The organism is Pseudomonas sp. SK2, from assembly GCF_016772395.1.
Taxonomy (GTDB): Bacteria; Pseudomonadota; Gammaproteobacteria; order Pseudomonadales; family Pseudomonadaceae; genus Aquipseudomonas; species Aquipseudomonas taiwanensis.
Genome location: NZ_CP061944.1, coordinates 2192109 through 2202826 on the forward strand (window position 1 = coordinate 2192109; position 10718 = coordinate 2202826).

Consider the following 10718-nt stretch of genomic DNA (forward strand, 5'->3'; position numbering starts at 1 on the left):
CGCGGACAAGCCGGCTCTACGGAGCGTACGACGACTTCGTAGAGGCTGGCTTGCCGGCAATTCGTTTCAGCTCAATTCCAGCCAGATCGGCGCATGGTCCGAGGGCTTTTCCATGCCACGCAGCTCGTAATCCACCCCTGCGGCCTTCAGGCGCGGCACCAGGGCTTGCGAGGCCATGATCAGGTCGATGCGCAGTCCGCGCTTGGGCTCGTCCTCGAAGCCGCGGCTGCGGTAGTCGAACCAGCTGAAGCGGTCGTTCACTTCCGGGTACAAGTGACGGAAGCTGTCCACCAGGCCCCAGCCCTTCAGGCGCTCCATCCATTCCCGCTCTTCAGGCAGGAAGCTGCATTTGCCGGTCTTCAGCCAGCGCTTGGCGTTGTCCGGGCCGATCCCGATATCGCAGTCCTGGGGCGAGATGTTCATGTCGCCCATCACCAGCACCGGCTCGTGATTGTGGAACTGCCCTTCGAGCAGGGCCTGCAAGTCGCTGTAGAAGCGCTGTTTGGCCGGGAACTTGGTGGGGTGGTCGCGGCTTTCGCCTTGGGGGAAGTAGCCGTTCATGATAGTGATCGGGGTGCCGTTGGCATCGGCGAAGGAGCCCCAGATGAAACGGCGCTGGGCATCTTCTTCGTCGGTGGCAAAGCCTTTGAACAGGCTAAGAGGCGCCTGGCGCGACAGCAGGGCGACGCCGTAGTGGCCTTTCTGGCCATGGAAGTGCACGTGGTAGCCCAGTGCCTGGACCTCGGCCAGAGGGAACTGATCGTCGCTGACCTTGGTTTCCTGCAGGCCGATCACGTCCGGCTGGTGCTTTTCGATCAGCGCCGCCAGCTGATGCGGGCGGGCACGCAGGCCGTTGATGTTGAAACAGACGATCTTCATCGAAAGACAATCCTGGTAAAAGGCCGGATGCTAGCCGACATCGGCCGTCTCCACCAGCGTGGCAGCCTTGGGGTGGCGCTGCTAACGTGCTGGAGGGGGTGAACGATGTGCGTCCAGGCACCTCCAAGGCACTGAATGACCTTTCCAGGAGGACCGCCCGCGATGCCCGATACCACTGAAGCCAAGGCCAGTGTCTGTATGCTCGATGAGGGCTATAGCCGTGAGGTGCGCTCGCTGCTGTACCACGCCTATCGCCACGAACCGACGTTCGGCTATGTGTTCGAGGGCCAGCGGCCTGGCTACGAAAGGCGCCTGCGGGTGATGGTGCGTGAGTGGGTGCGCCAGCACTTCTATTTGCAATTGCCCGCCATTGGCCTTTTGCTGGATGACCGCCTGATCGCCTTGGCACTGATCGTGCCGCCGCAACGACGGTTGGGGGTGGCCGACAGCTGGGCCTGGCGCCTGCGCATGATGTTGGGCACTGGCTTGCGCTGCACGCGCCGCTACATGGAATACCAGGCCGCATTGGCCAGTTGCCTGCCGGGCGCCAGGGTGCATGTGCTGCCTTTGCTGGGGGTCCATCCGCAATTTCAGGGCCGGCACTACGGTGAACAATTGCTCCAGGCCGTGCACGACTGGTGCGCGGAAGACCCAAACACCCAAGGGGTGGTGCTGGATACGGGCAATGAGCATTATCTGGCGTTCTACCAACGCCAGGGGTACGAAGAGATCGGCGAGGTAGCTGTAGGACCAATCCGGGAAAGGGTGTTCTTTCATCCCAATCCTGTGTCATCAAGAATGACGGAGGCCTGAACGCCTCCCATGAGGGCCCGGCTCTGGTAGCATGCGCCGCATGACGTATTCAGGAAGATTCACCTGGGGCCTTATTTTCTGGGCCGCCAGTTTCGCAGCATGGGGCCAGAGCGAGTTGCTGGTGAAGGTCAAGCCGGCCAATAAAGCGCTCAAGGCCAATGTCGAAGGCTATATCGGTAATCTGGGTGACCGCGACGAGGAAGCGCTGCTGCGCTTCAGTCGCGGGGCGCAGGAGCAGGCGCGCAAGGCTGCGCAGGCACTGGGCTACTATCAGGCGCAGATCGACACTGAGGTCAAGCCCGCAGCCAAGGCCGACGAACACCCGCAATTGATCATCCGCATTGAACCCGGCGAACCGGTGCGCCTGCGCAACGTGACGGTGCGCATCGAAGGGCCAGCCAGTGAGATGAAGGCGTTTCGCATACCGGATGGTCGTGCGCTGCGTCCGGGCGAGCCGCTTAACCACGGCCACTACGAGGATGCCAAGCGGCTGATCCAGAACCAGGCCTCGCGCTATGGATTCTTCAGCGGTCGGTTCACTCGCCAGCGTCTGGCAGTGGACCCCCAGGCCGGGGTGGCCGACATCGAGCTGGTGTACCAGAGCGGCCCACGCTACCGCCTGGGCGCGGTCACGTTCGGTGGCGACACGCCACTGGATGAAGAACTGCTGCAACGCATGGTTTCGTTCAAGCCTGGCACCCCCTACGATTCGGAACTGGTGGCCGAGCTCAACAACGACTTGCAGTCCAGCGGCTACTTCGAAGGCGTGCGGGTCGACGCGGCGCCCACTGCCGCCGTGGGCGAAGACATCCCGGTGGACGTCCATCTGCAAACCCGCAAACCGCGCACCATGGGCCTGGGCCTGGGTTTCTCGACCGACGTTGGTCCGCGTGGCAAGGCCAACTGGACCCGCCACTGGGTCAACCCACAAGGGCACAGCTACGGCTGGGAAACCGAACTATCGGCCCCGCGGCAGAACGTCGGCCTTTGGTACGACATTCCCCTGGACCCTCCGCTGACCGACAAACTGCGGTTCGCCGGTGGCTATCAGAACGAAGAGCTCGCCGGAACCGACACCCTCAGCAAGCTGTTGACCGTCGGCCCGGAATGGCACAGCAAGCTGCCCAGTGGTTGGCAGCGGGTCATCTCGCTCAAGTACCAGCGCGAGGAGTACCGCCTGGGCGACGACTCGGGCCTTAGCAACCTGCTGATGCCAGGCGTGAGTTTTTCGTATCTGCGCAGCGACAACCGCATCGACCCGCACAGCGGCTACCGCCTGCAGTTCGATGTTCAGGCGGCCAAGGAGGGGCTGGTTTCGGACACCAACCTGCTGCATGGCAATGTCCTGTTGAAAGGCCTGACGACGCTTGGCCACAACCACCGTTTCCTGGGCCGTGTGCAGTTCGGCGGCAGTGCCACCAATGGTTACAAGAACAACATTCCGCCGTCACTCCGTTTCTTCGCCGGTGGCGACCAGAGCGTGCGCGGCTACGACTACCAGAGCTTGTCGCCGAAGAACAGCGACGGCGACCGGATCGGGGGGCGCTACCTGGTGGCCGCCAGCGCCGAGTACCAGTATTCGTTGGCCGAGAAGTGGCGCGTTGCGACCTTCGTCGACCAAGGCAACGCGTTCAATACGCTTGAACTGCCCAGCCTCAAGACCGGGGTCGGCATCGGTGTGCGTTGGGTATCGCCGGTCGGGCCGCTGCGTCTGGACCTGGCCAGGGCGCTCGATGACGATGGCGGTTTCCGCCTGCACTTTTCCATGGGGCCTGAGCTGTGATGCGTGTGTTGAGAACCCTTGTGCTGAGCCTGCTGGCCATCGTGCTGTTGGTGGCCTTGGCGCTCGGCGCGATACTGGCTAGCGAAGCTGTCGGGCGCTGGCTGCTGGGTCAGGTGCCTGGGCTCGAAGTCACTGAATTCCAGGGGCGCCTGGGTGGCAGCTGGCAGGCCCGTCAGATTGTCTGGGCAGATGGCGGTAACCGTGTCGAGCTCCAGGAGCCGGTGCTGTCCTGGTCGCCTGCTTGCCTGTTGCGTGCCACCTTGTGCATCGACCGGCTCAAGGCCCAGCGGGTCGACATGGCCTTTGCGCCCAGCGACGCGCCTGCTGACACCAGCCCTGTGCAGCTGCCGGTGTTGCGCCTGCCGATCGGGATCGAAGTGGGTACGGTCGAGGTCGGGCAGTTGCGACTCGACGGCAATGATCTGTTGGGCGACCTGCAACTGGCGGCGCACTGGACGACCACTGGGCTTCGCATCGACCGCCTGCAAGTGCATCGGGACGATCTGCACCTGGCGTTGCAGGGTAATCTCTTGCCCGAAGGCGATTGGCCGCTGCAACTCGATGGCCAGCTACAGCTGCCAGCCGTGGAAGGTCAGGCCTGGCAACTGGCCGTGACCGCCAAGGGGGATTTGCAGCGAACCCTCGAACTGGATGCGAGCAGCACCGGTTATCTCAATGCCCGGTTGACCGGTGAGCTGCAGGCCCTTGCCGAGCACCTGCCGGCCAAGCTGCACGTCCGTTCCGAAGCGTTCAAGCCCGCAGCTGCGCTTCCGGACACCGTGCAACTCAACCAGCTCAAGCTGGACGCCGAGGGTGACTTGCTAAAGGGTTATCAGCTGACTGGCTCGGCCAGTTTGCCTGCCGAACAAGCCCCCGTGTCGCTGGTGCTGGCGGGGCGTGTGGATGCCAAGGGGGCAAGACTCGATGCCTTGGACCTGAGCGCCAGTGAAACCCAGCGGTTGAAGCTAAGTGCCACCGCCGATTGGCAGAACGCCCTGCAGGCCGATGCCCAATTGGATTGGCTGGACTTCCCCTGGCTGCGCCTGTACCCCTTGGAAACCCCGCCTGAAGTCAGCCTCAAGCGCCTCGATGCCCAGGTGCATTACCGCGATGGCAGTTACCAAGGTACGTTCAAGGGTGAACTCGACGGCCCGGCAGGTGCCTTCACGTTGGCCAGCCCGTTCGAAGGCGACCTGGGCCAGGTTCGGTTGCCGCAACTGGCGCTGGTGGCAGGCCAGGGCAAGGCGAGCGGCAATGTTGCCGTGCGTTTCGCCGACACACTGGCGTGGGATGTCGACCTGCAGCTGTCGGCGCTCGATCCCGCTTACTGGCTCGCCGAGCTACCCGGTACCCTGGCGGGGCCGTTGCGCAGCAAAGGTGAGTTCAAAGGCGAGCAACTCACCCTCGATGCCCAGTTGGATCTAAAGGGGCGCCTGCGTGGTCAGCCGGCGGTGCTCAAGGTAGAGGCCCAGGGCGCTGCCCAGAGCTGGACATTGGGCGCCTTGGCCGTGCAGCTGGGGGACAACCGCATCACCGGCAGCGGCAGTATGCAGCAGCGCCTGGCCGGGCGGGTGGACCTTGACCTGCCGCGCCTGGGCCAGCTTTGGCCAAGGCTGCAAGGGCAGGCCAAAGGCCGGCTGGACATCAGCGGAACACTCAAGGCGCCCCAAGGCACGCTGGTCCTGCAGGGTCAGCAACTGGTCCAGGCCGAGAACCGGATCCAGCGCCTGGACCTGGATGCTCGTCTGGATAACGCCCAGCGCGGCCTGATCGAGCTCAAGGCCAGCGGTATTCGTCTGGGCGAAACATCCCTCGGCACGCTCCAGGCCAATGGCAAGGGCGACATCCGGCAGCAGGCACTGACCCTGGCTTTGGATGGCCCGCAGCTGAAACTCGACTTGGGTCTGGATGGCCAGTTGAACAAGGGCGACTGGCGCGGCCGACTGGCCAGCGGACGGATCCAGGCCGGTGGTCAGGATTGGCAACTGCAAGGGCCGGCACGTTTGCAGCGTCTGGCCAGCGGCCAACTGGACTTTGGCGCCCATTGCTGGCGTTCCGGCCAGGCCAGCCTGTGCGGTGACGACCAGCGCCTGGCACCTGAGCCGCGCCTGCGTTACCACCTCAAGCAGTTCCCGCTGGAGAGCCTGGCCCAGTGGTTGCCCAAGGACTTTGCCTGGCAGGGGCTGCTCAATGCCGACGTCAATCTGGATGTTCCCGCCAGCGGCCCCAAGGGCAAGATCGTTATCGACGCCAGTGGCGGCACCCTGCGTGTACGCGACAACGGCCGTTGGATCGACTTCCCGTACCAGGCCCTGCGGCTGGACAGCACCCTGGCGCCGCGACGGGTCGACACCCGCCTGGATTTCCGTGGCGAGCGGCTGGGCGAGCTCAACGTCACCACGCGCCTCGATCCGTTGGGCAAGGACAAACCGCTGTCGGGTGACTTCCGCCTGGCGGGCCTGGACCTCTCGGTCGCCCGACCGTTCGTGCCCATGGTCGAGCGGCTGGCCGGGCAGTTGAACGGCAGTGGCCGGCTCTCCGGCACCCTGTTGGCACCGCAGGTCAATGGCGACGTGGTGCTCAGCGGGGGCGAGGTGAGCGGAGCCGAGCTGCCGGTGAGTTTGCAGGGCTTGTCGTTGCAAGCGCAGATCGCCGGTGAACGGGTGCAACTCAATGGCGACTGGCGCAGCGGGGCGGCGGGTCGCGGGCAACTTTCCGGGCACCTGACCTGGGGCCAGGCCCTGGGCATGGACGTGCGCCTACAGGGTCAGCAATTGCCTGTCACGGTCGAGCCGTATGCAGAACTGGAAGTCGCGCCAGACCTCAGTCTGCGCCTGGTCGACGACAAACTGTCGGTCACTGGCAAAGTGTTGGTGCCCAAGGGCAACATCACCGTGCGCGAGCTGCCACCGTCGACGGTGAAGGTGTCGGACGACACCGTCATCGTCGGCCACCAGACCGAAGAGGGCAAGGCGCCCATGGCCGTGGCCATGGACATCGACGTAGAAGTGGGACGCGACAAGCTCTCGTTCAGCGGCTTCGGCCTCTCCGCCAACCTGTTGGGGCATGTACACATCGGCGATAACCTGGACACCCGTGGCGAACTGAGCCTGGCCGATGGCCGTTACCGTGCCTATGGCCAGCGCCTGACCATTCGTCGTGCGCGCTTGCTGTTCGCAGGGCCCATCGACCAGCCGTACCTGGACATCGAGGCGATCCGCAAAGTCGACGATGTGATTGCCGGTATCCGCCTCAGTGGCAGCGCCGAGCAACCGACCACCCAGGTGTTCTCGGAACCGGCGATGAGCCAGGAACAAGCGTTGTCCTATCTGGTGCTGGGCCGCCCGTTGGGCGCCTCGGGCGAGGACAGTAACATGTTGGCCGAGGCTGCCCTGGGCCTTGGGCTGGCAGGCAGCGCCGGGATCACCGGCAGCCTGGCATCGAGCCTTGGCATTGACGATTTCCAACTCGATACCGAGGGGTCGGGCAACGCCACCAGCGTCGTGGCCAGTGGTAACCTGACCGAGCGACTGAGCCTGCGTTATGGGGTAGGGGTGTTCGAGCCAGCCAACACCATCGCGTTGCGCTACAAGCTGAGCAAGAAGGTCTATCTCGAAGCGGCCAGCGGGCTGGCAAGCTCGCTGGACATCTTCTACAAGCGGGACTTTTAAGTGCAGCAAAGCCCGCGCACGCGGGCTTTGTTCTTAAATGGCCTGGACGGCGGCTGTTCGGGATTCGCTTTTTAGAATCAGCTCCAGCAGCAGCGCCAGGACCAGTGCAGCAGCCGCGACGCTGAACAGCACGCCGTAGTGGCCATCGCTGCTCGCGAACAGGGCTGAATATCCGTATCCGGCGATTGCCTGGAAACTCGCGAACGAAACCGTGGCGCGGCTCCAGGTCGCATTCTGCCGTGTATGCCCCTCGACCAGGCTGTGCACCCTGGCAAGTGCCAGCGGGACAATGCCAGGCGGGAAAGAGCCGATCAGCAATGCTGCCGCGCCAAGCAGTCGCAGGTCATGGCTTTCAATCAATGCACCCATTGCGACCAACTGTGCGAAGAGCACGATCCGAATGCCCGCCCGTGCGCCCAAGTGGTCGGCCAGCAGCCCATACAGTACGGGGCCCGCGATAGCGCCCAGACCATACAGTCCCCATATCAGCGCACCGGCATGAGTGCCGGCACCAAGGCCGCGGCTGATGTAGTCCACCAGGAACATCATGGGCGCGACCAATGCGGTGGCCATCAGCGCGTACTGGCCGAACAAGACCAGCACTGCCGCCGACGTTGCAGGCTTTGCCGGCGTCGGTGTCGGCGGATGATGCGGAGGGTCTGCTGGCCATCCCGCCCAGCTGCTGATCGTCAGCAGCAGCGACAACGCCGCAAGACCGAGCCAGGTTTGTTGCAGGCCTTTGTCCAGCAACCAGGGTACCAGGCTGGCGGCACCTGCGATTCCCAGTCCGATTCCAAGGAAGATCGCACCACTTGCCAGCCCCCTGCGGTGGGTGGCGACATGGGGGAGGATGGCCGTTGCGGCCAGCACCATGATCGCGCCCCCGGCGACGCCCGATAGCAGCCGCCAGAAGAAGAACCAGCTCACCGACAGGGGCCAGGCACAGCCTAGAAATGCCAGGCTGACCAGGACCATCATGAACCGGAGCACGCTTGCACTTGACCATCTGGTCGCGATCGGTCGGCTGATCAAGGCACCGATGAGGTAGCCTGCGAGGTTCGCAGCGCCCAGGAAAACGACTGCAGAGCTGGCAAACCAATGGGCCTCGATGAGGGCCGGGATGAGTGGGGTATAGGCGAAACGCGCCAGGCCGATACCGACGAGGCTGGCACAAAGACCCGCCCAAATCGGTAGCCATGGGGCACGCGGTGTTGATGCAGTCATGACTTCCCCTTGCGCCGCTGGCGGCGTGAAAGTGACACGGCGTGATGAATTTGACTGGCGCGTTGCATCAGCCAGCAACGCCCGTTACGGGTGAGTCGGATAGTCGATGTAGCCCCGTTCGTTGCCGCCGAAGAAGGTCGCGGGGTCGGGGGTATTGAGCGGCAGGCCCTCGCGGATTCGGCGTGGTAAGTCCGGGTTGGCCAGAAACGGCCTGCCGAAAGCCACCACGTCCGCACGGCCATCACGGATCGCTTTCTCGGCAGAAGCAGCGTCGTATCCGCCCGCGATTACCAGTACGCCTTTCCAGGTATCCCGCAGCGTGAGGATGATCTCGTCCCAGCGGGGGTCGAAGTTCTCGTCCTTGACGGTGCCGACGACCGCAGGCTCGACCAGATGCAGGTAGGCCAGCCCATACCGGTTCAGCGACTCCACGATGTAGGTGAACGTTTCCAGAGGAGTGTCGTCTCCCATCCCCATGAACCGTCCCATGGGGGTCAGGCGCACACCGACGCGATCTGCACCGATTTCCTGCGCCACTGCCTGGACGACGGCCAACAGCAGGCGCGCCCGGTTGCGATAGGAGCCGCCATACGGATCGGTGCGTTCGTTACTGTTGCTGTTGATGAACTGGTCGAGCAGATAGCCATTGCCCGCGTGAATCTCGACACCATCCATCCCGGCCTCGATGGCGTTCAGCGCCGCATGGCGGTAGTCGTCGATGATGCCGGCGATTTCCTCGGTATCCAGCGCGCGCGGCACCGGCACATCACCCCAGACCCCATTGCCCTGTTCGTCGACGATGAAGGTCTTGCCGGGCGCTGCGATGGCGCTCGGAGCAACCGGTAGCCCGTTGCCGGGCTGGAAGCTTGGGTGCGAAACACGTCCCACGTGCCACAGTTGCATAAAGATGCGGCCATCGCGTTCATGCACCTGATCGCTCACCTGTTTCCAGGCTTCGATCTGTTCACGGGTGTAGATACCCGGGGTCCAGGCGTAGCCTTGGCCCTGCTGGGAGATCTGCGTGGCTTCGGTGATGATCAGCGCTGCACTGGCACGCTGGCCGTAATACTCCGCTGCCATGGGCGTTGGCACATCGCCTGGTTGGCCTGCGCGCGATCGGGTCAGGGGTGCCATGGCGATACGGTGAGGAAGTTCCACAGCGCCCACGCGAATAGGATTGAACAGATTACTGGTCATCACTCAGTTCCTTTCAAGTCAGTGTTGATACGGGGTCGAAGGTGCAGCGATGTCGCTGTCGTTTGATGACGTCAGGTTAAGACCCGGGTCCGCATTTGATAATCACCACAACCAGAGCAAGTGCGTTGCGCCACTCGCAAAGCTTGCGACGGAAGCAGCTTCAAAGAGCCGCTCGGGCTTTGCCCCGGTAAACACGCAGCACATCGGCCATTACCGACAAAGCGATTTCGGCTGGCGTTCTGGAGCCGATGTCCAACCCGATGGGCATATGTAGACGGTCCACTTGCGCGGGCGACAGTCCGCCGATTCGCTGCAACCGCTGCGCGCGTTTTTCCGAAGTCCGGCGCGAGCCCATCGCACCGATGTAGAAGGCAGGCGTGTGTACCGCCTCCATCAAGGCCAAGTCATCGATCTTGGGGTCGTGGGTCAATGCCACCACTGCGGTTGCCGCGTGACAACCGCCGTTGGCGATGTACATCGAGGGCAACATGGAAATCAGTTTCACACCCTCGATCGGCATCGCCGCGGCTTCTTCGCGCGGATCGCAGGCGATCACCTCGAAGCCCAGTGCGCGGGCGAACTGCCCGCATGCCTGGGCGACCGGCGACAGACCGGCGAGCAACAAGCGAAGCGCAGGCCCGAGGTTGATCTCCAGGCGGCTGCCAAGACGCACCACCGGATCTGCACCCGCGACAGGGCTTTTCACGCTGAAGAGGCCGCTTTCCAGGTCGAGCGTGCGCGTCAGTCGATGCTGCCCGCGCAGAGCCTCGAGCAATTGACTGAGGTGGTCACGCCATTGCGCACACGGGTGCCTGTGCTCGACCAGCACGTCCAGGCTGCCACCACACGGCAACTGCAGGCGACTTCGCTCTTGGGCCGTACCGCCGTAACGGATGACCTGCGCCGGTGCGGCATGCTCGCCACGGCCGAGTGCTTCAAGAAATTCCTCTTCGACGCAGCCGCCCGACAATGAGCCGCTGTGTGCTCCGGATCGCAGGGCCACCAGCATGGCGCCAGGCGACCGCGGGGCCGAGCCGAAGGTGCTGAGCACAGTGCAAAGCCACACACTTTTCCCCTCGTCAGCCCAGGCCAGGGCCTGTTCGAGAACCGTCACATCAAGATGTTGCATCTACCGTAACCTCTGTAAACGC

At 63.7% G+C, this 10718-nt stretch carries 7 protein-coding genes; 3 read left to right on the forward strand and 4 right to left on the reverse strand.

Annotation, left to right across the window (positions count from 1 at the left end; genetic code table 11):
• Positions 1 to 66 precede the first annotated feature (66 nt).
• A complete protein-coding gene (gene xthA / locus IF103_RS09770) occupies positions 67 to 879 on the reverse strand; it encodes an exodeoxyribonuclease III (protein WP_023380092.1) in 813 nt (270 codons plus the stop codon).
• A 162-nt stretch (positions 880 to 1041) separates the two neighbouring features.
• Here xthA and IF103_RS09775 point away from each other — a divergent pair, with 162 nt between their 5' ends.
• The 3 genes from IF103_RS09775 to IF103_RS09785 are packed head-to-tail and all read left to right on the forward strand — an operon-like array spanning position 1042 to position 7146.
• On the forward strand, positions 1042 to 1692 hold the full coding sequence (locus IF103_RS09775) for a GNAT family N-acetyltransferase (protein ID WP_202676060.1): 651 nt from the start codon (positions 1042 to 1044) through the stop codon (positions 1690 to 1692).
• 40 nt (positions 1693 to 1732) lie between these two features.
• Complete coding sequence (locus IF103_RS09780; protein WP_027907006.1) at positions 1733 to 3475, forward strand: autotransporter assembly complex protein TamA; 1743 nt, start codon at positions 1733 to 1735, stop codon at positions 3473 to 3475.
• Positions 3472 to 7146: a translocation/assembly module TamB domain-containing protein gene (locus IF103_RS09785; protein ID WP_202676061.1), complete on the forward strand. Its 3675-nt coding sequence runs from the start codon at positions 3472 to 3474 to the stop codon at positions 7144 to 7146. Before IF103_RS09780 ends, IF103_RS09785 begins: the two co-directional genes overlap by 4 nt.
• Before the next feature lie 33 nt (positions 7147 to 7179).
• On the opposite strand, the gene IF103_RS09790 is transcribed toward IF103_RS09785, so the two are convergent.
• The 3 genes from IF103_RS09790 to IF103_RS09800 all read right to left on the reverse strand — a co-directional run bounded on the left by IF103_RS09790 (position 7180) and on the right by IF103_RS09800 (position 10696).
• Positions 7180 to 8370 (reverse strand): YbfB/YjiJ family MFS transporter, encoded by a 1191-nt coding sequence (locus IF103_RS09790; RefSeq protein WP_023380096.1) that lies wholly within the window; start codon positions 8368 to 8370, stop codon positions 7180 to 7182.
• A gap of 84 nt (positions 8371 to 8454) precedes the next feature.
• Entirely contained in the window at positions 8455 to 9567 is a 1113-nt protein-coding gene (locus tag IF103_RS09795; protein WP_027907004.1) for an alkene reductase, read from the reverse strand.
• Between the two features lie 160 nt (positions 9568 to 9727).
• A complete protein-coding gene (locus tag IF103_RS09800; RefSeq protein ID WP_104881896.1) occupies positions 9728 to 10696 on the reverse strand; it encodes an XdhC family protein in 969 nt (322 codons plus the stop codon).
• Between the last annotated feature and the right edge of the window lie 22 nt (positions 10697 to 10718).

Bases quoted from the DNA above. Each gene is read 5' to 3' on its own strand.
- xthA (WP_023380092.1), bottom strand. From the start codon at position 879: ATGAAGATCGTCTGTTTCAACATCAACGGCCTGCGTGCCCGCCCGCAT.
- IF103_RS09775 (WP_202676060.1), top strand. From the start codon at position 1,042: ATGCCCGATACCACTGAAGCCAAGGCCAGTGTCTGTATGCTCGATGAG.
- IF103_RS09780 (WP_027907006.1), top strand. From the start codon at position 1,733: ATGACGTATTCAGGAAGATTCACCTGGGGCCTTATTTTCTGGGCCGCC.
- IF103_RS09790 (WP_023380096.1), bottom strand. From the start codon at position 8,370: ATGACTGCATCAACACCGCGTGCCCCATGGCTACCGATTTGGGCGGGT.
- IF103_RS09795 (WP_027907004.1), bottom strand. From the start codon at position 9,567: ATGACCAGTAATCTGTTCAATCCTATTCGCGTGGGCGCTGTGGAACTT.
- IF103_RS09800 (WP_104881896.1), bottom strand. From the start codon at position 10,696: ATGCAACATCTTGATGTGACGGTTCTCGAACAGGCCCTGGCCTGGGCT.